This window comes from Caballeronia sp. SEWSISQ10-4 2 (genome assembly GCF_030464885.1).
Taxonomy (GTDB): Bacteria; Pseudomonadota; Gammaproteobacteria; order Burkholderiales; family Burkholderiaceae; genus Caballeronia.
In genome coordinates, this window is the sequence record NZ_JALPRJ010000007.1 from 12,565 (window position 1) to 37,601 (window position 25,037).

Below are 25,037 nucleotides of genomic sequence, written 5' to 3' on the forward strand. Positions count from 1 at the left end.
CCGTCGTATAAACTTGCGCCCGAACGCCCTCAGGGTGTGATCGTCGCCGGCATCCGACCGGCTCAAGAGCGGCCACAAGCCGCCGTTTTCAATACGCGACAGGAGTTCTCAACAGCATGGCCGACATCGCCCTCTCAACTGCAGCAGACACCCGGCGACGCGTCTTCGCGATCGTTGGCGCTTCATCGGGGAATCTCGTCGAGTGGTTCGACTTCTATATCTACTCGTTCCTCGCGCTTTACTTCGCGCCGGCGTTCTTCCCAAGCGGAAATGCGACCACGCAGTTGCTCAACACCGCCGGCGTGTTCGCGGCAGGTTTCCTGATGCGGCCGATCGGCGGCTGGATGTTCGGCCGTATCGCCGACAAGCACGGCCGCCGCACCTCGATGATGATCTCCGTGCTGATGATGTGCGCCGGCTCGCTTGTGATCTGCTTCCTGCCGACCTACGCAAGCATTGGTGCGTGGGCGCCGTTTTGCCTGCTGATCGCGCGGTTGTTCCAGGGCTTGTCGGTGGGTGGCGAATACGGTACGAGCGCGACCTACATGAGCGAAGTGGCGCTGCAGGGGCGGCGCGGTTTCTTCGCGTCGTTCCAGTATGTGACGCTGATCGGCGGTCAGCTCGCCGCGTTGCTGGTGCTGGTCGTGCTGCAGCAAGTATTGACCACGGAAGAGCTGAGGGCGTGGGGCTGGCGCATTCCGTTCGGGATTGGCGCGCTCGCGGCGGTGGTGTCGCTGTATCTGCGGAAATCACTCGATGAAACCACCACGGCCGAAGGCCGCAAGCTGAAGGAAGCCGGCACGCTGCGCGGCCTCATGCAGCATAAGGCCGCGTTCATGACCGTGCTGGGTTTCACGGCGGGTGGATCGCTGATTTTCTACACGTTCACCACCTACATGCAAAAGTACCTGGTGAACACGGCCGGCATGCATGCCAAGACGGCCAGCAACGTGATGACGGCCGCGCTGTTTGTCTACATGATCATGCAGCCGGCGTTCGGCGCGTTGTCGGACCGGATCGGCCGGCGCAAGTCGATGATCTGGTTCGGCTGCCTCGCTACTCTCTGCACGGTGCCGATCCTGCATGCGCTGAAGGACGTCACGAGCCCGGTGATGGCGTTCGTGCTGGTGGTGATTGCGTTGGCTATCGTGAGTCTCTACACGTCGATCAGCGGACTGATCAAGGCCGAAATGTTCCCTGCGGAAGTGCGCGCGCTCGGCGTGGGTTTGTCGTATGCGGTGGCAAACGCGGTGTTCGGCGGCTCGGCGGAATACGTCGCGCTGTTCTTGAAGTCGATCGGCAGCGAGTCGACGTTCTACTGGTACGTGACGGCGCTGTGCGCGATTGCCGGAATTGTCTCGTTCCGGATGCGCGATTCCGCCAAGGAAGGGTATTTGCGCGACGTCCCTTGATGATTCGACTGATTTGACTGATTTGACGCAAGGCAGGGTTCTGCCAAGCATCGCCCGCGGCGCATTGTGCTGAAGCTGACGCCGATGCTAGTGCGCCGCGGGATTCAATACGGTTCTCGCTCCTCAAGCAACTGCCTTGGCGGGCATTGCGTCGAGTGCGGCGACTGACTTGCGCAGCCCCTCGAAGATACGGTCGGAGACCCTGGCCGGAAACCCCTCGGGCAACTCACCCGATACACGCTCGATAACACCGGGTGTTTCTTCAATCAACCGCTGGATGATCGGCTCTGCATCCTGTCCGTATGAGCATCGCGGCGCCATTGCGTTGAAGTGCCGGCGCTGGATATCGCGGAAAGCGTAGTGACGGTTCTTGCCCGATACGGCCATCGCGAGCTTGGCCTTGAACCACGACCACTGGCTCGCTCCCATCCCCTCGACCGGCCAGATGGACATGACGTCATAAAGCGGCGTCAACCGGTAATGTCCGCCCTGAAGCAGCCGGATGCTGAAGTTCTTCGCGTGCCCGTCCGGGGCAGCTAACAGCCAGAAGAGTATCTGCGCGGTCAGCAAGGTTTCTATGTCTTCCTTGGCTGTCTCGGACTGCTGGAGCACCTGCGCCAGGTCGATCACACCCGGGCCGCCTTCGTTCTCATACTTCTTGTGCGAGGGCAGCCCCATCACCTGGCAAAAGTCCTCTTGCGGCAGCCGTAAAATCCACTTGCCGCTCGAGTGCATCTGGCGGTCAAAGCGCTGCACGCTCAGCACGCGTTGCCGGCCAAAGGTCTTGATGTCCGTTTGGGCGACCGGCAAGCCGTAAGCACGCAGGAGATGCATGCATAGCCACTCGTTTTCGACCGACGTGGTGAGGTCAGCGCGCCGGTTACCCACCAGGCCGAGCGGAAGCTTCAGGATATGGGTGGTAGGCGTGGCGCCGTGGGGTTTCATCCACTGGCCTTCGTGCCAGAGGAGCGCCGTCTTTTCCTGCGCACCCGCCAGCGAAATCCGAAAGTCGTCTTCGTCGTCTTGAGGGCCAAAAGTGCCACCGCCCGCCGTCTGTTTCAGGAGCGTCTCGATTTCTCCTTCACTGAGCGCGGTGCCATCGATTTGCTCGACACCCGCAGGTTCCTTGTCGACGCCCAGGAGCTGGACCGCGCCCACGCAATCCCGGCCGATGGCCTGCAAAAGATCGAACGCATCCAGCGTGTCCGTCCGGAATCGCTGGCCAATCCGCTTTCGGATGGCTTCGCTGTCCGGTAGCAGATTGTCGAAATAGTTGAGTACCCTGTCACCTTTGAGCGGAGCGTTATCGAGCGGGATGGGTAGCGACAGGGAAAGCGGACGGCCGACCTCGGAGGCGGCCCACGCGGGGTCGTAGGCGAGTTCCATCGGGCCGCGAGTGGGAATGCTCCAGACACCCATGCGTACGCCGTTGACCCATACCGAGAGCGCCCGGGAATGTGGCTTGCGTCCCGCCATTACCACTCCAGCGCGGACGCGGTTGGCGTTGCGGCAAAAGAACCCTTGTCCTGAACCTGAAGTTGCAGCCCGTACGCGCCAAGAAGCGCCAGCAACTGGTTGAGCGTAAGCGCACCGGAATCCGCCTCGAGAGTCGAGATACGGCTCTGGCTCACACCGAGCCTTGCGGCTGCTTCGGTTTGGGTGAGGCCCGTGCGCCGGCGGCCGGCCGCGAGAATCTGACCCATCTGGTAGGGCGTGGCGATAGTCTGTTGCATGACATTTATCTCTCACACGAATAAATGCAGTTTATGTCTGTGACAGATATTTGTCAAATATTCGTGTGGCAGATATTTGCATATTATCTCTCACACGAATAATTTGGCTTTATTTATGCTGCAGATTTTCTTGACCCAAAAATCCCCAACATCGAACGATGACCGGGATTCGAGCGGACTGACCCCGCCGTTTTACCCACACTCCACGCTTTTTTGGCGTGGGTTGCCCTTAAACCACGTGCTTTCTGTCGATTCTGCGGGTTTTCACCGCCTGCGCGGACAAAACGCGCATTATTGAGATGACGGTAAGATTGCGGTCAGATGCCCACTTAGGCGACGTCCCCGATCACGATCCGGCTCGTCGCTGCAATAACGGGCTCGCCAGGACCTAAGCGTCAAGCGCACGTAAACCGGCTGCGCGGCGTTTGCGAGTCCGTCTGCTTGGAGACTAGCCCATGGAAGATTTCGACGAAACGTTGTACCTCGTGTGGCGAGCCAACCTGAATGTGCTCGCGGGATCGCCGGCTGGCGGTGCGAGGATTGCCCGCATGATGAGTTTTTCCCCGTCGTACATGAAACTGATTTTGGCCGGAAGGCGCGATTTCAGCGAGGAGTTCGTGCGCGGGGTGGAAACCGTGACCGGTTTGCCGCCACGCTGGCTGGACGAGCGCCGCGACCGGCGCGACATTCCGCCCGAGACCCAGCGCTTGATGGACGAGGAAACGCCCGCCGCCGTGTTTCGCGGCAACGCGCATCCCGCGCCGAAGCGGCCCGTCTTGCGTGGGCCGGAGCCGTTGCTGTCGCAGACGGAAGCGACCCGTCGCATCGCCGATCAGGCGCTGCAGCAGGTGGAAACGCATCGGCGGGATCAGATGTTCCGCCGCAACCGCGACCTGTTGCTCGCCGACCTGCGCCGCGTGGAGCGGCAGCTTTCGATGGTTCAGCTCGACGGCATCAATGCGAAAGCAGAGGATTTGCGCGCGTCGGGCAAACTGGACGATCCGGTCAAAGCCGATCTTGCCGGCCGTATCGAGCAGATCGATAAGCACCGCGCAATGCTGATGCAGCATGTGGAGAAGCTGGCCATGCTGCTGGCCGGTCTCGACGAGTAGCGGCTAACACGGGGCTAACACGGCTTAACGCGTCCGTTTGCCGTGATGTTGCGGTTCGGAAGCAGGTTCGTGATCGACCGTGATCGCGACCGGATCGCTTGCGGGAAAGCTCTCGTCCAGCGCTTCGTCGAGGGCTGCTTCGAGATCATGTGCGGCCACCGGCGCTTTCTTCGGCTCGTGGTGCGGCTTTGCTTTCGGTTGCGACATAGCGGCGCTCCTTCAGTGAACCAGCAGATTTTCACTATAGCAGCGGGGCGGCGTGCGTGCAGTCACGCATTGGCACGCATGCCGCGATACGCCGCCGGCCGCACGCCCGTCCACTTCCTGAATGCACGATGAAACGCGCTTGGCTCCGCGAAGCCGAGCGCGTGCGCGATCTCCGCGATGGTCTGCGTCGTGTCCGCAAGCCGTGCGATGGCGAGATCGCGCCGCAGGGCATCGCGGATGGATTGATAGGTCGCACCTTCTTGTTTCAGGCGCCGTCGCAGCGTTGCTTCGGCCATGTTCAGGGCGGCGGCGATGTCTTCGCTGTCCGGCCAGTCGACCGGTGGCGACTGCCTTAATTTGCGGCGAATCCGCGCAGCGAGCGAATCCGGATTGCGATACTTCACGATGAAATTCGCCGGCGCCTCGCGCAGAAAAACCTTCACTGTGGCGGCCGTCTGCACGACCGGCAACGCGACGCAATCCGGTGCGAGATCGACATACGACACGGGTTGATCGAAGAACATCGCGTCGCAGAACATCAGCCGGTATTCGTCGGATGCCGCGGGTTCCGGGCAGCGCAGATGCGCGGCCAGCACCGGGATGCGCCGGCCGACGAGCCAGCACAACAGGCCGTAGATCATGATGAATGCGGTCGCGTAGGCGAACATCGGGCGGGGTGCGGTGGTGTCGGCATCGGCATCGGCGAGGCGAATTCTCACGCGCGTTGTGTCGGTGTCGATCTCGCATCGCAAGTCGTCCAGTACGAGCCGCAGGAAACCCGCGATGCGGGTCAGCGCCTGGCAGCCGTCGCGCGAACCCAGCGCGGCATAACAGAGCAGCGCGAAGCTGCCACGGCGCATCGGGTGGCTGTCCTGGCCGAAGAATTCATCGTCGAGCGCATCTGCGACGGCGCTCCACAAGCGGCCGTATTGCGCCGCCGATACGCGGGCGAGCGGCGCCGCGAGCGTGGCGGGCTTGATACCCGCAAGCGCCAGCATCGCGATACGTGCGACGCCGCGACGCTCGGCGCAACGCAGCGCTTCTTCGACGAGAACCCCCGCTATGGTCCCGCGTTCGTTGCCCTGGCCGCGTGGTGTCTTGGGCACGGTTGGCGTTGGCGCTAGCGTTACGGCCGGCCGTGGCCGCCGGTCTGTTTGCCGTTCCCGATCACGCGGGTTCTTCGATGTTGGGGTAGTCACTAGGTGGCGGAATCGCTCAGGAAGCTTGATCGTTTCAGGCATCGGCAGATGGCTTCACAGCGCCTAGAATCGGGCGTGATGTTATTTGCCATCCGCTTCATCGCTTAAGCGCAGCAGTGTAAACCCAGCGCGTTTTCAAGTATTTCTCACGAGCCAGACCGCCATGATCGACAGCTTCCTGACCGACGACCAACGCATGATCCGCGACGCCGCGCGCGACTTCGCCACCGAAGTGCTGGCGCCGCATGCGGGCCAATGGGACCGCGATGCACGCCTGCCCGACGAAGTCGTGCGGCAACTCGGCGAGCTCGGTTTGCTCGGCATGATCGTGCCCGCGGAATGGGGCGGCACGTTCAGCGACTACGTTGCGTATGCGCTGGCTATCGAAGAAATTGCGGCCGGGTGTGCCTCGTGCTCGACGCTGATGGCCGTGCACAATTCCGTCGGCTGCGGACCGATTCTCGCCTTTGGCACGGAAGCGCAGAAGGCCGAATATTTACCGAAACTGGCGACGGGGGAGATGATCGGCGCGTTCTGTCTGACGGAGCCGCAAGCGGGATCGGAGGCCAACAACCTGAAGACGCGAGCCATTGAACGGGACGGCCAGTGGGTGCTTTCCGGGGCCAAGCAGTTCACGACGAACGGCGCGCGCGCGGGCATGGCCATCGTGTTCGCCGTCACGGATCCCGAGCTTGGGAAGAAGGGTTTGTCGGCGTTCATCGTGCCGACGAATACGCCGGGTTTTAACGTTGGGCGGCCCGAGCACAAGATGGGCATTCGCGCCTCCGATACCTGTCCGATCTCACTCGAAGACTGCACGATTCCGGCCGGCAATTTGCTGGGCGCGCGCGGCGAAGGGTTGAAGATCGCGCTGGCGAATCTGGAGGGCGGACGTATTGGTATCGCGGCGCAGGCGGTGGGCATCGCGCGGGCGGCGTTCGATGCAGCGCGCGCTTACTCGCATGAACGCGTGCAGTTCGGCAAACCGATCAAGGAGCATCAATCGGTAGCAAATCTTCTCGCCGATATGCAGACCAGCCTGAACGCGGCGCGTTTGCTTGTGTTGCACGCAGCGCGGATGCGCACGGAAGGTTTGCCTTGCCTGAGCGAAGCATCGCAGGCGAAGCTGTTTGCGTCGGAGATGGCGGAGCGGGTGTGCTCGCAGGCTATCCAGATTCATGGCGGTTATGGTTATCTGGAAGACTATCCGGTCGAGCGTCATTATCGCGACGCCCGCATCACGCAGATCTACGAAGGCACAAGCGAAGTGCAACGGATGGTGATTGCGCGTCAGCTGTAGGCCGCTCGAAGAGCGCGCGTGACGTTGTGTTGAATTGAAGCTGATAAAGCGGCGAAGCCTTAAGAGGCTTCGCCGCTTTTTTATAGCTCCCGGATACGCTCACTTTCACCTCCCGTGAAGACTCACCGTGAGCGCGAGTCAGACTCCCGAATAGGCTCACCGCTTGCATCCCGCAGGTTCTCACCGGTCGTAGCGCTTTGATCCCGCAGCGAGCGTTGATGTCATATCGCTGCCGTGCTTGCCTTACAACGCTTCACACCATCATTGGCCGCTGGCGTTGACCCCTGCCGACGTACCGCTGACCGACGAGCCATAGCTGCTTTGAGACACGCCATTTTCCGCGGCGACGCGGCGCTCGGCGGCTTGAATGTTCAGCGGGTAGTCGGTCTGGTCGCCAGTCGGGTTGTAGCCGGCACGTTCCAGTTGAGCGAGCTCCGCGCGCACTTGTGCGCGCGTGACAGGGCCATTGTCCTGAGCAAAAGAAAGGCTCGGTGCCGCCAGTGCGGCGGCGATGACGACTGCGGGAATAAGTGCTTTAAACATGATGAAATCTCCATTTGATTTGTCGACTATGAAGCTTGCGATGTTCGTGTTCCGGCGCGTCTGGAAGACTGGCCGGCATCGCTTGTTTCAGTATCTGATTTGATGTTATTCGGACTAAGCGCCAGTAAAAATACCTATTTGGGTAAGAAACTGTTGCTAATCCAGCGGGTAAAGCGGTGCTTGGGTTTTTACCGCAGCCTCGACCAGGACAGCCATCCCAGCCAGTGGGTCGCGCTTAAAGGGAACCCCATTCCCCTTGAGCGCCTATACGCTTCATGCCATCGCGCGAATGTGAAGCCCTGTATCCGGCCGATGTTCCCCGAATCCACTACTTACCCAAACAAAAAGCCACCATGTCCAAGCTTTTTTTCGCTGTTCAAACTCGGCCGATATGAACTCTCGCACCGTGTGGTGCATGCGCCGATGACGCGCCTGCGTTCAGACCCTGACGATAGTCCGAGCGAGATGATGGTCGAGTACTACCGTCAGCGTGAATCTGAAGGATCACTAATGATTTCAGAGTCGTCGCATGTGATGAAGAGCGGGCGGGGTTACGCGGGCGGTCCCGGGATCTACGAGGATCATCACATAGGTGTATACCCGCGATCTCTTGCGCTCGCATTATCGATATACCGATAATATTGTCATGGATGTGAAAACTGCAGTGCGCGTCTTCGACGTGATCAACCTCTTTGCCGAAGTCCGGCAACCGATGATCTACAGCGAGATTGCGCGTCGAACCGAAATCCCTTTGTCGAGTTGTCATGCGCTTTTGCAGACGATGGTGGCAAAGGGTTATCTCTACGCGCCGGGCGTAAAGGCGGGTTATTACCCGACGCAGCGCTTGTTACATGTCGCTCGTGACATCTGCAGCGAGGACCCGCTGACGCTGCTGTTCCAGCCGCTGCTGAGCGCATTGCGCGACGCGACCGGTGAAACGGCCGCGCTCGCGACGCTCGCCGGCACGCGGGTCGTTTATCTGGATGTCATGGAATCGCGCCAGAAGATTCGCTATAGCGACGAACCCGGCGGTTTCATGTATGTCCACGCCAGCGCGGCGGGCAAGGCGCTGCTGGGTGCGCTCCCGGTCGACGCACGCCGGCGCCTGCTCGACAGTTGCGAGCCGCTGACGGCATCGACGGATGGTTCGGTAATCGATCGCGCGTCGCTCGAAGTGGAAGTGGAGCAGGGCGTGACGCTCGGCTGGCATCGCTCTACTGGAGAAAACGTCGAGGATGTTGCGGGGCTAGCCAAGGGATTCTCGATCCACGGCGAGGCGTTTGCGCTCGTTATCGGCGGTCCGAAAGCGCGCTTGCTGAAGAACCAGGAGCGCGCGGTCGAAGCGCTGCTCGATATTTTCGAACGGATTCCACAGACGTTGATCGGCTAGCGGCGCGGCCGCGGTGATCATGTACGTCATGGTCGACCTGACGAGCTCAAGACGTCGTGCAGGGAGAAGAAGATGCAGGATCAGAGGCGCTGGAAGAACAGGCCTGACGGTTCGAACTGGGGCGATTTCGGTCTCGACGATCAACTCGGACGACCCAATCTGATCACTCCGGAACAGGTGCTGAAGGGCGCGCGCGAGATTCGCGCGGGCTTGAGTTTTTGCCTGTCCCTGCCGCTGGATTATCCCGGCGACAGCAAGCTGAACGTGCGCCGTCATCCGCCGGTTTTGCGGCCCACGACGAAGGACGGATTGCCCTACGTGAACTTCCCGTTCGCGCGCATGGAAGAGCAGGCGACCGACGTGGTCAGCGACGACCAGGTCCTGATGAGTCTGCAATATTCCACCCAATGGGACTCGCTCGCGCATGTGGGCGCGCTCTTCGACGCCGACGGCGACGGCGTGGCGGAAAGCGTCTACTACAACGGCTACAAGGCGAATACGGACGTAGTCGGGCCGATGGAATACCGTCGTGACGACGCGTTTGCGCCGCACGCCTGCGGTAACGAACATAGCCACGCGGACGCGCTCGGCATTGAAAATCTTGCGGTAAAGGGCATGCAGGGGCGCGGCGTGCTTGTCGATCTTGTGGCGCACTACGGGCGTGAGCATCGCACTGTGGGCTACGACGACCTGATGTTCGCCATCGACGCCGACCATGTGCAGATAGATCGCGGCGACATGCTGCTGCTGCGGACCGGCTTCGCCGAACTGGTGCTGGAAATGAACCGTCATCCCGACGAAGCCGTGCTCAACAGCCAGTGTTGCGCGCTCGATGGCCGCGATCAGCGGCTGTTGCAATGGCTGACCGATTCGGGCATTGCGGCGCTGGTCGCCGATAACTACGCGGTCGAGCGTTATCCCGCGCGTCCGGCGGAAGGTCGCTATCCGTTGATGCCGCTGCATCACCACTGTTTGTTCAAGCTCGGTTTACCGCTCGGCGAGCTTTGGTATTTGCGCGATCTCGCGGCGTGGCTGCGCGCTAACGGACGGTCGCACTTCATGTTGACAGCGCCGCCGCTGCGTTTGCCGGGCGCGATGGGTTCGCCCGTGACACCGATCGCAACCGTCTGATTTCTAAAGTACACGACATGATACGAGAACGAGTTTTGATTACAGGTGGTGCGGCCGGAATCGGTGCAGCCTGCGCCGATCGCTGTGAAGCAGACGGCTTCGAAGCCGTGGTGATCGACCGTGTGGGCAGCGGTTTTATCGCCGACCTTTCGGATGCCGAAGAAACGACTAAAGCGCTCGATCAGGCGCTCACCGGCGGTCCGATCACCCGGCTGATCAATAACGTCGGTGTGGTGGTGCCGGCCGGCGCAGCCGAGCAAAGCATTGAAGAACTCGAACTCGCGTGGTCGCTGAATGTGCGCTGTGCGATGCAGTGTATGCAAGCGCTACTGCCGGGCATGCAGGTGGCGGGTTTCGGCCGGATCGTCAACATGTCTTCTCGAGCGGCGCTGGGTAAGGAATTACGCACCGCGTACTCGGCGACCAAGGCAGCGTTGATCGGCATGACGCGTGTATGGGCGCTCGAACTCGGCCGTCATGGCATCACGGCGAATGCGATTGGACCGGGCCCAATTCGCACTGAACTCTTCAATCGTGCGAACCCGCCGGATAGTCCGCGTACGCGAGCGATTGTGGAGAGCGTCCCGGTGAAACGCGTGGGTACGCCGGAAGATATTGCGCATGCTGTGTCCTATTTTCTCGATTCCCGCAGTGGTTTCGTCACCGGCCAGGTGCTCTATGTGTGTGGCGGCATGACGGTCGGCGTAGCAGGAGTCTGAGATGAGCACGCCTGAAATCCGGCGCGTGGCCATCGTGGGGGCAGGGAGCATTGGCGTTGCGTTCGCCGTGGTGTTTGCACGCGCTGGCTGGCCCGTGCGCCTGTTCGATCCTGATGCGGCACGCCGTGATGCCGCGCCGGGAGAGATCACCCAGCGTCTGAACGAACTGGCGCGCTTCGGCTTACTCGATGAAACCGCGGAAGCCGTGGCGGCACGCGTCCAGATGACAACGTCGGTGGAAACAGCGGTTGCAGGCGCCGATCTCGTGCAGGAATGCGCGCCCGAGCGCGTCGACGTCAAGCGCGCGTTGTTCGCGCAGTTCGATGCGGCGGCTCCCGCGACGGCGGTCTTTGCGAGCGCTTCATCTGCGATGACGGCATCGACCTTCGTTGGCGATCTGCCGGGGCGAAATCGTTGTCTGATCGCGCATCCGGGGAATCCACCGTATTTGATTCCCGTCATCGAGATTGTGCCCGCGCCTTTTACTGCGCCGGACGTCACCGAACGCACGCTGCAACTTTTCCGCGATGCCGGCCTGCAACCCGTGCTCGTATCGAAAGAGGTGGAGGGTTTCGTTTTCAACCGGTTGCAGGGTGCGGTGCTGCGCGAAGCGTATTGCCTCGTGCGCGACGGCGTGGCGACGGTCGAGGACATTGACACCGTCATGCGCGACGGTCTCGGCTTGCGGTGGTCCGTAATCGGTCCGTTCGAAACAGTGGATTTGAATACCCGCGGCGGCATAACTTCGCATGCGCAGAAGATGGGGCCCGCATACGAACGGATGGGCGCCGAACGCGGCCAACACGATCCATGGACACCGGAGCTCGTCGGGAAAGTGGCTCAGGCACGACGTGCAGTAGTGCCGCTCGAACAATGGGAGGAACGTGTGGCATGGCGAGATCGCGCTTTGATGGCGCTGGCCCGCCACCGGAAGGCAGCGGCTTCAGGCAGCGATTCCTGACGATTGATCGGACAAAGAAGTTTGCTTAACTAAATAAAACCCAAGAGACATTGGCATGCAGAAAATAACGGGATTCTTCACCGAACTGATGCGCAAATATTTGCCCGATCCGTTCGTATTCGCCATCGGGCTGACGCTTCTCACCATGGTCCTCGCCGTACTTGTGCAGGGTCAGGGCATCGTGGCACTTACAACAAGCTGGGGCAAGGGCTTCTGGACGCTGCTCGCGTTCACCACGCAAATGGCCGTGATCCTCGCGATGGGTTATGTGCTCGCCACCGCGCCGCTGACGGAGCGGTTCCTCGATCGCATCGTCATGCGGGTGCACGATCCGCGCACGGCGATCATTGTCGCAACGCTGGTGGGCGGCATTGGCAGTTATCTCAACTGGGGCTTTGGGCTGGTGATCGGCGGCATTGTCGCGCGCAAACTGGCGCTGAGCGTGAAGGGCGTGCATTACCCGCTGATCATCGCGTCGGCGTATAGCGGCTTTACGCTCTATGGGCTCGGTCTGTCGGCGAGTATCCCCGTGCTCATCTCCACCAAAGGCCACCCGATGGAAGCGCAGATGGGCGTGATTCCGCTCTCTGAAACAATCTTCTCACCGACGATGCTTATTACCAGCCTGGTCGTGCTGATCACGTTGCCGCTGCTAAACGCATGGCTGCATCCGAAGCCGGGCCAGCCGGTAACCGAGATCGACCGTACGCTTGAAGATGACTCGCGAGCTAAACCGGCGCTTCCCGCCGCCGCCGCCGATGACCGCACACTAGCCAGCCGTCTCAACAACAGTCGCGTGCTGAGCGGTTTGATCGGATTGATCGGCGTGGTCTACGTGGTGCTGTATTTCCACGGCGGTGGCTCGATGGATCTGAACCTGATCAACTTCATCATCCTGTTTCTCGGCATCATTTTGCTGGGCACACCGATCCGTTATGTGGAGAAGCTCAACGAAGGCATCCGTACGATCAGCGGCATCATCCTGCAGTATCCGTTTTATGCGGGCATCATGGCGATCATGGCGTCGTCTGGACTGGTCAATACGTTCTCCAAGTTTTTTGTCGGGATCGCGACGCCGCATACGTTGCCGTTCTGGGGCCTGATTAGTTCGTTTTTCATCAACTTCTTTGCGCCGTCCGGCGGCGGCCACTGGGTCATTCAGGGACCGTTCATGATCGAGGCGGCAAAGGCGATTGGCGCCTCCGTGGGTCATACAGCGACCGCAGTCATGCTCGGCAATGCCTGGAACGACCTGATCCAGCCATTCTGGATCCTGCCGGCGCTCGCGCTGTCGAAGCTCAAACTGAAGGACATCATGGGCTATACCGTCATCATGATGTTCTGGATCGGTATTGTTTATACGGTCGCGATCCTTGCATGGGGCTAAACGGCCCACTTATCTTCCGGAGGTTCGATCATGTTGTTCCTGGTTCATATGGTGGTGCAGATCCCGCTCGACGCCGACACCGAGCTCACCAATCGCCTGAAGGCGGACGAAAAAGCGTTCTCGCAAAAACTGCAGCGTGAGGGGAAGTGGCGTCACTTGTGGCGCGTGGCCGGGCAGTACGCGAACTACAGTGTCCTGGACGTCGAATCCAACGACGAACTGCACACGTTGCTCAGCTCGCTGCCGCTCTTTCCCTACATGGCGATCGAGGTCACGCCACTTGCCCAGCATCCGTCGGCGATCGCGCAGAACTGATTCCGGTAACCGGAGGTGCGATGCCGTTTATTATCGAAACGTGGGACAAGCCTGGTCACGCGTCGATGCGCACCCGGGAGCGTGACATGCATCTGGCGTATCTCGACACCAACAAGTCGCTGTTGCTTGCGTGCGGCGCGAAGCTCGAGGACGACGGCAGTAACGCGGGCGGTGGGCTGTATGTTGTAGATCTCGACACGCGCGAGGAAGCCGAGCGTTTCATTGCTAACGACCCATTCGCGTGCGCCGGCTTGTTCGAGCGCGTGACGATTACCCGCTGGCGTAAGGCTTATGTAGACAGTAAGGGTTATGTGTAGGCCGCCCTGCGTAGCGGTTCCGTGACCCACCCGGCGGTTGCGGTGTGAATCGCCTGATCGGACGAATGAGATGAATTGGCCGCGACGGGCCCCGTTCGTTCGATTCATCCGAATCCTTCTTCCTTCTCACGTCAACAAAACTATGGCCGGTCGTCCCGCAAAAGACGACCGGCCATGTTCATGCAAAAGCCTTGAGGATTGGCCCTCGATCGCGCCGCTTCAGCGCAGAACCGTGGTGAACAGCAGACGTTTGAAGCCTTCTACCGGAGCCGGATTACGTTGCGCCTTTGCCAGCAAAATGGCCCCTTGCAGCGACGACACAACGAACTGCGCGAGCTCGTCACAATTCGTTTTCGGCGGCAACTCGCCCACTTCTACCGCTGCGCCGAGACAATAAGCGACGCACTTCTGCACTTCCGCGAATATCTCGACCACCCGGGTACGAAGCACCTCGCTGTGATCGCTTGCTTCGACCGCGAAGTTTCCGAACAGACAACCATTCTTGCTGTGGTTCCGCGTGATATGCGCGATGTTGGCGTCGATGTAATCCTCAAGTCGCCGTAGTGGCGCAAGCAGGTCGTTGCACAGCGTTTCACGGATTACTTCGCGGCTGTTGGCGAAATAAAGATCCATGACTTCCAGGCCGAACGCTTCCTTCGACGCAAAGTGATTCGTGAACGAGCCCTGCGGCACGCCGGCGGCCTGAACGATGTCCCGCACGCTCGCTCCGCCGAAGCCTCGTTCGTGGACGACCTTGAGGCCTTCGGTCAGGATCTTCGTGCGATGTGATGGTCTTGGCATAGTGGAAATATTGTACGGTCGTACATATTGGGGGTCAAGGTTTCCGCCGGCCGGCCGGCGCGGCAACCATCGCTTGACATCGAGAGTTTAGATGACTTTAATACGGACAGACGTATTATTTCTGGAGTCATGAAACCGTTCATCGTTGCCTCAAGGAGCACGAAGCCATGCAGACCAAAACAGTCAAGATTCCTGGGCCCGATCACCCCATCACGATCGAGCCTAACTCGGCGCGCATCACCGTTTCTATCGGCGGGCGGGTTATCGCAGACACGCGCGAGGCGCTGACGCTGCGTGAAGCGTCGTATCCCGCGGTTCACTACATTCCGCGCAAGGACGTCGACATGTCGCTGTTGCAGCGCACGGACCACGCGACCTATTGCCCATACAAAGGCGACTGTGCCTACTACAGCATTCCGCTGGGTGGCGAACGCTCCGTGAACGCGGTGTGGACTTACGAGGACACTTATCCCGCGGTCGCGCAGATCAAGGATCATTTGGCGTTCTATACCGATCGCGTGGATACGTTCGACGTGCACGCAGCAGGCTGACACTGATACGCAGCGTTGGCCAATGAGATTGAACGCATTGGCGTCTCGGCACGCTTACCAAAGACTGACGACTGATCAAGCCGTTTTTGCGTCGATTGCCGTTTGTGCACGCTTTCGCCATTCGACGTATTTTATCGACGACGCTGCGTCCACGAACGAAGCGTTTGCCTCGTCGTCGGGGCGCTTTTATCAACGCTGAAACGGAGCTTTATGATCACGCAACGTCGCTTGCGGCTCGGCGCTTTCATGCGCCCGGCCACTATTCACACCGGAGCCTGGCGTTACCCCGGCGCGTTCCCCGACGCGAACTTCAATTTCGCGCATCTCAAGCGTTTTGCACAGACGCTGGAGCGCGGCCGGTTCGACGCTTTCTTCATGGCAGATCATCTTGCTGTGCTCAACATGCCCACCCAGGCGTTGAGGCGAAGTCATACGGCCACGTCGTTCGAGCCGCTCACGTTGTTGTCGGCGCTCGCGGCGGTGACCGAGCGCATCGGTCTGATCGCGACGGCATCCACTACCTTCGACGAGCCTTATCACGTCGCTCGCCGCTTTGCCTCGCTCGACCATCTGAGCGGCGGGCGCGCGGGCTGGAATCTGGTCACCACGGCCAACCCGGATGCCGCGCTCAACTTCGGTCTGGACGAACACGTGGAGCACGGCGAGCGTTATAAGCGAGGCCGGGAGTTCTTCGACGTGGTTACCGGCCTCTGGGATAGCTGGGCAGACGACGCCTTCATTCGCGACGTTGAAAGCGGGACCTTCTTCGATCCCGCCAGGGTGCATGTGCTGAACCACAAGGGCGAGAACCTGTCGGTGCGCGGGCCGCTCAATATTGCGCGGCCGGTGCAGGGCTGGCCGGTCATCGTGCAGGCCGGGTCCTCGGAAGCGGGACGTCAGATTGCGGCCGAGACAGCGGAAGCCGTGTTCACGGCGCAGACCACATTAGCCGATGGTCAACGGTTTTACGCCGATGTCAAAGGCCGCATGGCGAAGCTCGGCCGCAATCCGGAACACCTCAAGATTTTGCCGGCGGCGTTCGTCGTGGTTGGCGACTCGCTGGACGAAGCGCGGGAAAAGCGTGCCCGTCTCGACAGCCTCGTGCATTACGACAGCGGCATCGCCTCGCTTTCCATCCTGCTTGGCCACGACGTATCCGGCTTCGATCCCGACGGTCCGCTGCCCGAAATCCCTGAAACCAACGCGAGCAAAAGTAGCCGTGAGCGCGTGATCGAATGGGCCACGCGCGGCAAGCTCACGATCCGCCAGCTCGCGCAGCGGGTCGGCGGTTATTCGGGACTTGAAATGATCGGTACGCCCGCGATGATCGCGGACCAGATGGAGCAATGGCTCGTGGAGGAGGGGTCGGACGGCTTCAACGTGATGTTCCCCTACCTTCCGGGAGGCCTCGACGATTTCGTCAACAAGGTCGTGCCAGAATTGCAGGCAAGAGGAATCTTTCGACGTCAGTACGAGGGTGTCACTCTTCGGGAGAATCTTGGGTTGCCGAGACCGGAGAACCGGTTTTTCAAGGCTTGAGGAGTGAATGGCGCCTTGTGTCCGGGGCGCCATGTTGAATCAATAGGGCCTTCCTGGATGATTATTTTGTATGCCTAATTTATATTCAGATGCGGCGTCTGACCGGCCAGCGATCGGTTCACCTCGGTTCTGCATTAAGATTGATGTCCGGGGGTGCCCGTAGCCACCCCATCACAGGACAAACGCAGGTCATGGGACATTCACAGGCAGAGAAGGCAGCAACGCATCAGCGGATCGTCGACGTGGCAGCGCGGCGCTTTCGGGAACTTGGACTGGACGGCATTGGTGTCGCCGATGTCATGAAGGAAGCCGGCATGACAGTCGGCGGTTTCTATAAGCATTTTGAATCGCGCGATGAACTCGTGACCGAGGCACTCGGCGCTGCGTTCAAGAGCCTCGACGCATGGGAAGCACGTGCAGAAAACCTCGCGCAGGCGGTGCGGGATTACCTGAGCGAAGCGCATCGGGATGCGCCCGGCAAGGGCTGTGCATTGGGCGCGTTGCTCGGTGATGTCGGGCGCAGCAACGAAGCCACGCGCGACGTGTTCACGGAGCGTGTCAAACACAATCTCGCGTTCTCCGAGGGTTTGCTCGACATCAAGGATCCGGCCGAACGCCGCGCCCGCGCAATGCTGCAACTGAGCGCCTGTGTTGGAGCGATCGGGTTGGCGCGAGCGGTGTCGGACCCGGTTTTATCGAAGGAGATTCTGGATGGCGTCGCTGGGCAACTGATTCCCTTGTTGCCGGGGCCACCGGCCTGAACATGGCGTCGACGTCAGCCGTGCCGTAGTGAGGCGCGCGTGGCGTTGGTAGAAACAAGTCTTGAAGCGATGCGGTCAATCTATTACATTCGACGCGTTGTCTGCGTATCGATGTCGGCCATCGGGCATGAGTCTGGTGGCCGGTAATCAAATGCGAAATCGTGCTCTTTGGAGACTGTCGATGAAAGTACTTAACCTGATTTGCGTATCCGCAATCCTGCTTGGCGCGTCCGGCATGGCCGCTGCCCAGAGTGGTGGCGGCAACGGCAACGGTGGCTCGGGTGGCGGCAACGCGCATGGTGCAGCAACGGCCGGTCCGACCATGGGTGGCGACAATGTATCCACGCCCGGCAGTTCAAAGGGCAAGCTCCACTTCAAGCACAAAAAGAAGCCGCCAGTAGCCGCCCCCGCGCAATGACGCTTGACGTTAGAATCCAGCCGTCGATTTGCCGGCTAAGTTGCGTCAGCTAAGTTACGTCGGTTAAGCGGCGGCAAACACAAAGAGCTGTTGCGGTTCGGTAAACCGGCCGCGACGGCTTTTTTTTGACATTTCCACTCGTACCGATGGCGCGACGCCTGGAAATGTTCATGCGAGCTGGCCGGACGTCCCGCGGGACCTAGCTGACGCACGACTTTTCAGCAAATGCTCCGAAGTTGCACACCCCGCGAAGCGGCGCTGGCCGGCGACAGTTTGTCCGTTTTTGATCTTGTTGAGCTTCAATCGCCGTGCGCGTGTGTTATTTCAGCGGGTTAATATCGATCATGCTGTTGCGGGTGCATTTATCGGGCTTGCGAAGATTGCGAAATCGATTTTTCAGGCAAAGTTTGAACTCCACGGAGCAGCGTTGCTCGAACGTGGGCAAACAGTGCGCGGTGCCATGATCTGGCATCATGAAAGCACGCCGGATTAGCGGAGCCCGCGTAGCTGCTTCCGTGCTATTGAACGGTAAGAAACGGTAGCATTCAGTCAGCGCAAGCCGTTGCATTGGAATTCGCCGAAGCCGGATAGCGAGCCTGCTGCTGCGCACTGTTTAATGAATCAAGATTTCGGTGGATGTCCGCCGGAACAGTCCGAAATACTAACGTCAGGTCGAATGAAAATGGCTACAGAACCCCAGCAGCAAAGTCAGAGCGACGTGCTGAACGCCGCTCGCAAAGAGCGCAAGCGTGTCGCAATTTTCCTCGTGAACGGGGTACGGCTGGTTGGCCACATCGAATCGTTCGATCAGTATCTGGTCATGCTGAGCTCGGCCGCTGGCATCCAGGCGGTCTACAAGCATTCGATTTCGACCATCCAGGAAGACACCGGCAAAGCTTTCACCGCCGGAACCGCGCGTACCGGCGCGGGCGCCCCACGAGACGGAGATTCAAAGCGTCCAGTCGCAATATCCCACAAGCGGCGCTTGCCGACGAACATCGGCGGCGAGTAAAGCCGTCTTGAATAGCGCATCGGGTAGACGGGCGCGTGAACCACGGCTGTCGAGGGAAGAATCGGCTTTGGGGTGTGGCTGATTGGTGAAAGGCCAGGCGTAGGGCGCAATTGAAGCGGCCACTTCAAATCCAGTTCTTTGCCCCATGGCCACCGAAATGATGGGTTAAGCGGATGGCTTAAGCGGCGCGAGCCTGGCAACTTTCCGGGCGGAAAGACCGCGGCAACCCAGCGAACGCTGACTCGTTGCGCACAAAGCACGTAAAAAAGGCGAAGCCCGATTCGGGCCTCGCCTTTCTTGTTGGTGCGTAATATTTTCACCGTTTCGTCACAAACTTCGCGTACGGACGGTTAAACGTTGTCATCGTCCAGTGGACGTTTTCTTGCGTATTACCAGGACTGCGCGCCGGCCGGCGTGCACAATGTCTTCACGATGTTTCTCCTCAGGAACCGGGCGCGTGGCCAGATCGAGCGCGTTGACGACCGATTCGAGCCGCGCATCGGCGGCAACGTCCGCGCCGTCCACCTCGGCATCTGCGGCCAGCGCATGCCGCACGTCCACGGTGCGGCACCGGACATCGAAACCGACCGCGCGGATGATCGTCTCGCGCGTCTTCCAGAAGGCTTCAGCCGAACGGGTCATCGGCCGCATGGCGACGTATTCGATAATCACCGGATAACCGCGCACCTGCGGATAAGCCGTAAGCAACTGGCCGGAACGGACGTACTGCGTGTAACGATCGATCTTTTTGGTCAGCAGCGCAAAATGCGCGGCTTCCTCGTCCCAGTCGAGGTCGTCGAAAATGCCGACATACACGCGCTTGAACAAAATGTTCACGCCGACGTAATCGATTGTATCCACGTCGAGAAGAGACATGGTATTTCCCCAGCGCCCGATGCCGGGCAAAGATTGCAGGCGCGTATTGTGATGGACTGCGTCATCCTAAATAAGTACGCGGGGCATGATTGCAACAGTGTACGACCATCAAGCTTCACATCGTCCGACACGCTTTGAAATTGATTGTTTTGGTGCACATCTTAAACCGATATCTTGAAATAGGAGGATACCTAAAAATAAGCCGGATCAATTGACAGGTCTCATCTCGAAAAACAAACTGGGTTCACGTTATTAAATAGTTTGTGCGATTGGATCGGACGGCGCATGAGCAGACCCCTATTTGTCCGGCAGGAGCAACACAATGAAATCGAAGTCAAGAAAACTCGTCAAGTCTTTCAAGTCCGCTCTTATTGCGGCCGCATCGTCGATGGTGATGACGGGCGCATTCGCTGCGGCTATCGACGGAACCACGTCGGTGCGTGTCGGCGGGAAGGTGCAGTCGGTGGATGTGGCCACGCACCAGGTCACGGTCGTCAATGCATAAGGCTCGACGGAATCGTTCCAGGTAGGCAGCAACGTGGCTAACCTCGACCAACTGAAAGCCGGCACGAATGTGTTCGGCGTGACCCAGCGCGCGGTCAGGCTGACTGTGCTCGATTCGTCGTCGTTGGCAGCGGTCCCGTCGCCGGCCGGTGATCAGACCGTGGCCAGCGAACGCGCGTTGACCGCGAACACGGCGTGATGATGCTCAAGGACACGCAAGGCGCCGAGCTGACGGTCCAGGCAAATTCGCCAAAGGCAGCAGCCACGGTCGTCCCGGGCACGCGTGTGCTGGTCGATGTCGTCAGCGCGACTCCGCTGTCGTCAGGCCAGGCGCTCCGGTAAAGCAGTCGGATTCGTCCGATAGCCGCTGACCCGTCGTAACTTCATGATGCGCACTTCGTTGGTGATCCGGATCCCCGCTGGATGACGAACGGCGAATCATCCAGGTAAAACCGGCTGGTTTCAAGCTTCTCCGGAAGTGCGCTGACGCTTGCAATCAAGGTTCCTCTGCGACCAGGGGTCATCGCTCAAAAAATCCATTCGGCGCAAGCCGGATGGATTTTTTTTATGCGTCGCGCATAGCCGTCCGGTTGGCAACCGCGTTGTTTGGGGCCGCATGCGAAAACCCGGCGGCGTCCTTCGAGTTTCCCGTAGGCATCCGGCGTTTCTCTTGGCGTCGCTTACAACGGAGCCAGTCAATGCGTTTCGATATACCAGACCTACGGATGTTCGCGGCCGTGGTGAAAGCTGGCAGTATCACGCAAGGCGCGACGCGCGCGAACCTTGCGCTCGGGTCTGCAAGCGGACGCATCAAGCAAATGGAGGAAGCTGTCGGCGTGCCATTGCGCGTGCTTTATCCTGCTGCCAAAGATCGAATCGGCACGCGCTCTTGCCGCAGTGGAGTCGATCGCCATTGCCGGTCCACGCGTCGCTGCGCTAATGTTCGGCGCGGCCGATTACGCCTCCGATGTACGGGCTCATCCCGATGCGCTGGCGCTGCAAGTCGTGCGTTGTCGCGTGGCTGCGGGATCGACAGTGTTGTCAAAGCGTGAGTCGGCGAGCAGACCGACGCAGGGCATTGTCGCGGTGGAGACTAGGGTAATTAATAAGGATGGAAAAAGAGTGATGACATTCGAAATGACATGCTGATCTACAAACGCGGCCATTCACCGGAAGAAGCCGCTAACTACTGATGCAGGTATTTTCTTAGGAAGCTTAAGTATGAACGTCAGAATGCAAGTTGAGAAGATGTACCAGAGCAAGCTCACGTTGCCGGAAGATGCGGTGGCCGCATTGCGCAGCGATTCGTCGATCGCACTCGGCATGGCAATGTCGCAGCCGCGCGCGGCTCGAAGCGCTCCGTGGTGCGTGCGACGCGACGGCTGATCGTGGAAGTGAACCTGAGCATGCCGCGCGGGTTTGGCGACTCGCTGCTGCACGTGTCGGACGTCGATGCAATCGTCGAGTCGAATCAGCCGTTACCCGAATTGAGGCCAAAAGCCTCGACCGAACACGACCGGACGATCAGCACGAGCATTGCCGAACGCGGTGTGCAATGCACTGGCGAGCCATCGGCATCTGGAAATTCATACGGAGTTGCTCACGCCCGGGCTCGTCGGGCTGATCCAGTGCGGTGTGGCCGACAACTTGCGCAAGACGCTTAATCGCGGCAAAGCGGCGTTCAATCGCTATCACCGGAGATTGTCACGGAACATCGGGCGCTGCCGGACAATGAGATCGTGGTGTGCGGGATGAGTATCGGTTGCGCGGATCCATCGCAGCCCGAAAATGCGCTCGTCAGCAAACGGGAAGAGGTCGGCGACCTCGTACGCTTTTTGATGTGACCAAAACGGTGCATCGGCGGGTAATCGTGCAGCGGACTACCGGTCTGGCCCGCGCCCCGACTTGATCCACACCGCAAAAATGACGGTTTACTGCTTTAGATCTGACGGATGTACTACACGTTTTTTCAAAGAGTTGGTTAAGATACCCACGCGTGCCCGTTGGCTCACAAACAAGGTCTTAGGCGCGGGACCTTCTGGCACGTAACGAAGCATGCAGGTCCAGCACGACAAACGCGGCGGACGCCAAGGGCGCTGCCGCTCCAAAAAGAACCGCTTTTCGTGGAGAATCTCGTTATGTACCGTATCCGCATGGCTGCAATGGCTCTTGTCGTATCAGTCTCGATCGCCGGGCTCACTGTCCCTGTCGCGATGGCGCAAACCGCCGCTTCCGACACGGGTGCTTCCGCAACGAAGCAGGAGCAGAAGGCGCAACGCAAGGCCGCCCGCAAGGCTGCCCGCGCCAAGAAGAACGCCGAACTGAAGGATCTGGAAAAGAACGGCTACCAGCCGGGCGGCGACCAGACCAACTATCCGCAAAATATTCAGAATGCGGAGAAGAAGTCGGCGGCAGCTAAAGCGAAGGCGGCTTCCGCGCCCTGAACGAGGACTCTGAACGTAGTCTGATCGCATGAAAATAACCCGCTGAAAGCGGGTTATTTTTTCTCGGCCGGGTAGCCGCGCGAACGATTGGCCAACTGATTTTTTCCGGTTTCAAGCAGAGTTGCCTGGTCACACTTGCCGTCGCCTTCACGAAGTGCGAGGCTTGACGAATCCTTTATGGCATGCGCGTTTCAAGCCTTATTGACGCCGGCTCACGCACCGGCAGGCTTTTTGGCGAACCGGTAGAATCGGGTGCCGTTTCAGACCACGTTTGTCCTCAGACGTATCCGGTCGCCAGCTTCAATTCCGGTCTGAACACACCGGCTTCACCTTCTACCAGGCGGTCTATGCGACGTTCCGCGTTTTTTATCCGCGTAATCGGCATCGGAATTCTGTTTCATCTGTATATCGGCGTGCGCCTGATTCCGGCTGCACCCGTCGGTGCACCGCTGCGATGGCTCGCAGTGCTCGCACTTGTGGCTTCCTGCTTGCTGATTCCCCTCGGCATGGCCGCGCGCAATATCAGCCAGCAGCCGCTGTCCGATCGCCTTGCGTGGATCGGCCTGCTCACCATGGGCTTTTTCTCCTCGCTGCTGGTGCTGACGTTTCTCCGCGATGTCGTGTTGCTCGTCTTGCACCTGATCAGCAGCGTGCAAAAGGACACCGGCGGCTGGCCTGCCTTCATTGCCTGGAGCGCGCTTGGCGTGCCGCTGCTTGCGGTGCTGGCCACGCTACTCGGTATTTACAGCGCCCGCCGGCGTGCCGGGGTGAAAAACGTCGACGTGCCTATCGACAACCTGCCTGTCGCGTTGCACGGTTTCACCATCGTGCAGATCAGCGATATTCACGTCGGCCCGACCATCAAGCGTCATTACGTCGAAAAGATCGTGGCAGCGGTCAATGCGTTGACGCCGGACCTGATCGCCGTGACCGGCGATGTAGTCGACGGTTCCGTACCGCATCTTGCCGCCCACACGCGACCGCTGTCGGATCTGAAAGCGCGGCACGGCGCATTTCTGGTCACCGGCAATCACGAGTATTACGCGGGTGCGGACAAGTGGATTGCGGAATTCCGCCGGCTTGGGCTGAAGGTTCTGATCAACGAACATGTGGTTGTGAATCACGACGGCGCGCGTGCGGTCGTGGCCGGCGTGACCGACTACGGCGCAGGCAGTTTCGACCCGGCGCACAAAAGCGATCCGGCCAAAGCCATGCTCGGCGCCCCTTCCGACATTGCGTTTCGCCTGCTGTTGGCGCATCAGCCGCGCAGCGCGCCGGCTGCATCGAAAGCGGGCTTTACGCTGCAATTGTCAGGTCATACGCATGGCGGCCAGTTTTTGCCGTGGAATTTCTTCGTCCGGCTACAGCAGCCGTTCGTTGCGGGACTCGAGAAGCTCAACAACCTGTGGGTTTATACAAGCCGCGGCACCGGTTACTGGGGACCGCCGATACGGATCGGCGCACCGTCTGAAATCACGCGTTTGCGTCTGGTGAACGGGAACGGCGAGCATCCGACCTGAGCGCCCGGGTCAAAAATTTAACTATTCGAGGTTCGGCCGGCATTCTCGCAAGGGATGCCGGCCTCGCGTCGAGTTTGTGTTGAATCGAAGCGGTTATTATAAAATAGAATAAATCCGATTTTTGAATATTATTGTCGATTGCTCGATAATCAGTAATTAATGCGGTTTCGTGGACAACGCTCTGGTGCGCGCTGTATAAGTAGCGCTCGTACCTTAATGCGCTGGCGACTTTTAATTGAATTAATCAATCAATTCGGTATGCGATTTAATTCCCATTCGCCCGGAGAAACTGCATGAACGCAAGATGGATTGTGGCTTTATCGCTCACCTTATTAACGATGACAGCGCATGTCGGCGCGCAAACCGATCAGCAACTCTCCCGTGCCGCCATACAATCCGTGCTGAGCGCGCCTCCGAAGCAGATCCAGGCGCAGATTACCGGCATCGATTCCGGTACGCGGACCTTGACGCTCAAAGGTGCCAAAGGTCGGATAGTACCGGTAGTGGTAGACAAGGAAGTCACGAACTTCGACACCTTGAGAGTCGGCGATCGTGTGGATGTTCAGATCAGGGACGCAATACTGGTCAAGGCGATTAAAGCATCGGCGAAGGATGACGGACTGCGAAAGCGAGTCGATACCGAGGTTTATGCACCTGCATCAGGAACCGTGGGTTTTGCTGCGGTACACGAAATAGAGGTTATCGCAACGGTGCAGAGTATTAACAAAAAGAAGAAAACAATTACCCTGCGCGGCCCGTGGCATACGGAGACGTTCGATTTAAGCTCCGAGATAGCCGCTTATAAACTCAAAGCGGGCGATACCATTCATGCCGCAATGATTTCAGCAACGGCAGTGGAGGTCACGCCCACGGCGAAATAACCCA

General features: G+C 59.5%; 30 protein-coding genes and 5 pseudogenes. 28 read left to right on the forward strand and 7 right to left on the reverse strand.

Annotated elements, in window-relative coordinates:
• The first annotated feature begins 116 nt into the window (after window positions 1-116).
• Entirely contained in the window at window positions 117-1,412 is a 1,296-nt protein-coding gene (locus tag M0D69_RS06315) for an MFS family transporter (protein WP_301781211.1), read from the forward strand.
• A 123-nt stretch (window positions 1,413-1,535) separates the two neighbouring features.
• Here M0D69_RS06315 and M0D69_RS06320 read toward each other — a convergent pair whose 3' ends face one another.
• Both M0D69_RS06320 and M0D69_RS06325 read right to left on the reverse strand, forming a co-directional pair.
• Window positions 1,536-2,888, reverse strand: coding sequence for a type II toxin-antitoxin system HipA family toxin (locus M0D69_RS06320; protein ID WP_301781212.1), 1,353 nt, complete (start codon window positions 2,886-2,888; stop codon window positions 1,536-1,538).
• On the reverse strand, window positions 2,888-3,145 hold the full coding sequence (locus tag M0D69_RS06325) for a helix-turn-helix transcriptional regulator (protein ID WP_301781213.1): 258 nt from the start codon (window positions 3,143-3,145) through the stop codon (window positions 2,888-2,890). Before M0D69_RS06325 ends, M0D69_RS06320 begins: the two co-directional genes overlap by 1 nt.
• Window positions 3,146-3,600: 455 nt before the next feature.
• Here M0D69_RS06325 and M0D69_RS06330 point away from each other — a divergent pair, with 455 nt between their 5' ends.
• A complete protein-coding gene (locus M0D69_RS06330) occupies window positions 3,601-4,257 on the forward strand; it encodes a hypothetical protein (protein ID WP_301781214.1) in 657 nt (218 codons plus the stop codon).
• A 24-nt stretch (window positions 4,258-4,281) separates the two neighbouring features.
• Here M0D69_RS06330 and M0D69_RS06335 read toward each other — a convergent pair whose 3' ends face one another.
• Window positions 4,282-4,464, reverse strand: a complete 183-nt coding sequence (locus tag M0D69_RS06335) for a hypothetical protein (RefSeq protein WP_301781215.1) — start codon at window positions 4,462-4,464, stop codon at window positions 4,282-4,284.
• Window positions 4,465-4,526: 62 nt separating this feature from the next.
• Window positions 4,527-5,570, reverse strand: a complete 1,044-nt coding sequence (locus tag M0D69_RS06340; RefSeq protein ID WP_301781216.1) for an AraC family transcriptional regulator — start codon at window positions 5,568-5,570, stop codon at window positions 4,527-4,529.
• Between the two features lie 259 nt (window positions 5,571-5,829).
• Between M0D69_RS06340 and M0D69_RS06345 the strand changes: the two genes are divergently transcribed.
• Window positions 5,830-6,963 carry an acyl-CoA dehydrogenase family protein gene (locus M0D69_RS06345; protein WP_301781355.1) on the forward strand — a complete coding sequence of 378 codons (1,134 nt, stop codon included), beginning with the start codon at window positions 5,830-5,832 and terminating at the stop codon, window positions 6,961-6,963.
• A 261-nt stretch (window positions 6,964-7,224) separates the two neighbouring features.
• Here the strand turns inward: M0D69_RS06345 and M0D69_RS06350 are convergent, their stop codons facing one another.
• The gene (locus M0D69_RS06350) at window positions 7,225-7,506 is read right to left on the reverse strand and encodes a DUF4148 domain-containing protein (RefSeq protein ID WP_301781217.1); all 282 of its coding nucleotides are present in this window, start codon (window positions 7,504-7,506) and stop codon (window positions 7,225-7,227) included.
• A 312-nt stretch (window positions 7,507-7,818) separates the two neighbouring features.
• On the opposite strand from M0D69_RS06350, the gene M0D69_RS06355 reads away from it, so the two are divergent.
• From M0D69_RS06355 to M0D69_RS06390, 8 genes are all read left to right on the forward strand, one after another.
• On the forward strand, window positions 7,819-8,145 hold the full coding sequence (locus M0D69_RS06355) for a hypothetical protein (protein WP_301781356.1): 327 nt from the start codon (window positions 7,819-7,821) through the stop codon (window positions 8,143-8,145).
• Window positions 8,146-8,152: 7 nt separating this feature from the next.
• Window positions 8,153-8,896, forward strand: a complete 744-nt coding sequence (locus M0D69_RS06360; protein ID WP_047845772.1) for an IclR family transcriptional regulator — start codon at window positions 8,153-8,155, stop codon at window positions 8,894-8,896.
• 72 nt (window positions 8,897-8,968) lie between these two features.
• Window positions 8,969-10,027: a cyclase family protein gene (locus M0D69_RS06365; protein ID WP_301781218.1), complete on the forward strand. Its 1,059-nt coding sequence runs from the start codon at window positions 8,969-8,971 to the stop codon at window positions 10,025-10,027.
• A 17-nt stretch (window positions 10,028-10,044) separates the two neighbouring features.
• Entirely contained in the window at window positions 10,045-10,746 is a 702-nt protein-coding gene (locus tag M0D69_RS06370) for an SDR family oxidoreductase (protein WP_301781219.1), read from the forward strand.
• A gap of 1 nt (window position 10,747) precedes the next feature.
• Window positions 10,748-11,707 (forward strand): 3-hydroxyacyl-CoA dehydrogenase, encoded by a 960-nt coding sequence (locus M0D69_RS06375; RefSeq protein ID WP_301781220.1) that lies wholly within the window; start codon window positions 10,748-10,750, stop codon window positions 11,705-11,707.
• Between the two features lie 55 nt (window positions 11,708-11,762).
• A complete protein-coding gene (locus M0D69_RS06380) occupies window positions 11,763-13,094 on the forward strand; it encodes a short-chain fatty acid transporter (RefSeq protein WP_301781221.1) in 1,332 nt (443 codons plus the stop codon).
• A 30-nt stretch (window positions 13,095-13,124) separates the two neighbouring features.
• Window positions 13,125-13,409: a muconolactone Delta-isomerase gene (gene catC, locus M0D69_RS06385; protein WP_301781222.1), complete on the forward strand. Its 285-nt coding sequence runs from the start codon at window positions 13,125-13,127 to the stop codon at window positions 13,407-13,409.
• A gap of 20 nt (window positions 13,410-13,429) precedes the next feature.
• A complete protein-coding gene (locus M0D69_RS06390; protein ID WP_301781223.1) occupies window positions 13,430-13,726 on the forward strand; it encodes a YciI family protein in 297 nt (98 codons plus the stop codon).
• 219 nt (window positions 13,727-13,945) lie between these two features.
• Here the strand turns inward: M0D69_RS06390 and M0D69_RS06395 are convergent, their stop codons facing one another.
• Complete coding sequence (locus M0D69_RS06395; RefSeq protein ID WP_301781224.1) at window positions 13,946-14,527, reverse strand: TetR/AcrR family transcriptional regulator; 582 nt, start codon at window positions 14,525-14,527, stop codon at window positions 13,946-13,948.
• Window positions 14,528-14,694: 167 nt separating this feature from the next.
• Here M0D69_RS06395 and M0D69_RS06400 point away from each other — a divergent pair, with 167 nt between their 5' ends.
• The 6 genes and pseudogenes from M0D69_RS06400 to hfq all read left to right on the forward strand — a co-directional run.
• Window positions 14,695-15,078: a DUF427 domain-containing protein gene (locus tag M0D69_RS06400; protein WP_301781225.1), complete on the forward strand. Its 384-nt coding sequence runs from the start codon at window positions 14,695-14,697 to the stop codon at window positions 15,076-15,078.
• 210 nt (window positions 15,079-15,288) lie between these two features.
• Window positions 15,289-16,617, forward strand: a complete 1,329-nt coding sequence (locus M0D69_RS06405) for an LLM class flavin-dependent oxidoreductase (protein WP_301781226.1) — start codon at window positions 15,289-15,291, stop codon at window positions 16,615-16,617.
• Window positions 16,618-16,808: 191 nt separating this feature from the next.
• Entirely contained in the window at window positions 16,809-17,378 is a 570-nt protein-coding gene (locus tag M0D69_RS06410; protein WP_301781227.1) for a TetR/AcrR family transcriptional regulator, read from the forward strand.
• Window positions 17,379-17,613: 235 nt separating this feature from the next.
• Complete coding sequence (locus M0D69_RS06415; RefSeq protein WP_367619691.1) at window positions 17,614-17,796, forward strand: hypothetical protein; 183 nt, start codon at window positions 17,614-17,616, stop codon at window positions 17,794-17,796.
• Between the two features lie 289 nt (window positions 17,797-18,085).
• A complete protein-coding gene (locus M0D69_RS06420) occupies window positions 18,086-18,289 on the forward strand; it encodes a hypothetical protein (RefSeq protein WP_301781229.1) in 204 nt (67 codons plus the stop codon).
• 189 nt (window positions 18,290-18,478) lie between these two features.
• Window positions 18,479-18,685, forward strand: a pseudogene (hfq, locus tag M0D69_RS06425) (RNA chaperone Hfq); the annotation flags it as partial.
• Between the two features lie 483 nt (window positions 18,686-19,168).
• Here the strand turns inward: hfq and M0D69_RS06430 are convergent.
• Window positions 19,169-19,684 (reverse strand): DUF6572 domain-containing protein, encoded by a 516-nt coding sequence (locus tag M0D69_RS06430; RefSeq protein ID WP_301781230.1) that lies wholly within the window; start codon window positions 19,682-19,684, stop codon window positions 19,169-19,171.
• Between the two features lie 322 nt (window positions 19,685-20,006).
• Between M0D69_RS06430 and M0D69_RS06435 the strand changes: the two genes are divergently transcribed.
• From M0D69_RS06435 to M0D69_RS06485, 11 genes and pseudogenes are all read left to right on the forward strand, one after another.
• Window positions 20,007-20,189, forward strand: a complete 183-nt coding sequence (locus M0D69_RS06435; RefSeq protein ID WP_301781231.1) for a hypothetical protein — start codon at window positions 20,007-20,009, stop codon at window positions 20,187-20,189.
• A 33-nt stretch (window positions 20,190-20,222) separates the two neighbouring features.
• Complete coding sequence (locus M0D69_RS06440) at window positions 20,223-20,387, forward strand: hypothetical protein (protein ID WP_301781232.1); 165 nt, start codon at window positions 20,223-20,225, stop codon at window positions 20,385-20,387.
• Window positions 20,387-20,530 carry a hypothetical protein gene (locus M0D69_RS06445; RefSeq protein WP_301781233.1) on the forward strand — a complete coding sequence of 48 codons (144 nt, stop codon included), beginning with the start codon at window positions 20,387-20,389 and terminating at the stop codon, window positions 20,528-20,530. The genes M0D69_RS06440 and M0D69_RS06445 overlap by 1 nt, the downstream gene beginning before the upstream one ends.
• A gap of 356 nt (window positions 20,531-20,886) precedes the next feature.
• Window positions 20,887-21,114: pseudogene (locus M0D69_RS06450) on the forward strand (LysR family transcriptional regulator); the annotation flags it as partial.
• Window positions 21,059-21,214, forward strand: a pseudogene (locus tag M0D69_RS06455) (aldolase/citrate lyase family protein); the annotation flags it as partial. The pseudogenes M0D69_RS06450 and M0D69_RS06455, both read left to right, overlap by 56 nt.
• Window positions 21,206-21,381: pseudogene (locus M0D69_RS06460) on the forward strand (MaoC family dehydratase); the annotation flags it as partial. The pseudogenes M0D69_RS06455 and M0D69_RS06460, both read left to right, overlap by 9 nt.
• Before the next feature lie 28 nt (window positions 21,382-21,409).
• Window positions 21,410-21,574, forward strand: coding sequence for a hypothetical protein (locus tag M0D69_RS06465; RefSeq protein WP_301781234.1), 165 nt, complete (start codon window positions 21,410-21,412; stop codon window positions 21,572-21,574).
• A pseudogene (locus tag M0D69_RS06470) lies at window positions 21,547-21,871 on the forward strand (4-hydroxybutyrate CoA-transferase); the annotation flags it as partial. The gene M0D69_RS06465 and the pseudogene M0D69_RS06470, both read left to right, overlap by 28 nt.
• Before the next feature lie 455 nt (window positions 21,872-22,326).
• Window positions 22,327-22,632, forward strand: a complete 306-nt coding sequence (locus M0D69_RS06475; RefSeq protein ID WP_301781235.1) for a DUF4148 domain-containing protein — start codon at window positions 22,327-22,329, stop codon at window positions 22,630-22,632.
• 347 nt (window positions 22,633-22,979) lie between these two features.
• On the forward strand, window positions 22,980-24,152 hold the full coding sequence (locus M0D69_RS06480; protein WP_301781236.1) for a metallophosphoesterase: 1,173 nt from the start codon (window positions 22,980-22,982) through the stop codon (window positions 24,150-24,152).
• A gap of 293 nt (window positions 24,153-24,445) precedes the next feature.
• Window positions 24,446-25,033 (forward strand): hypothetical protein, encoded by a 588-nt coding sequence (locus tag M0D69_RS06485; RefSeq protein WP_301781237.1) that lies wholly within the window; start codon window positions 24,446-24,448, stop codon window positions 25,031-25,033.
• The last annotated feature ends 4 nt before the right edge of the window (window positions 25,034-25,037 follow it).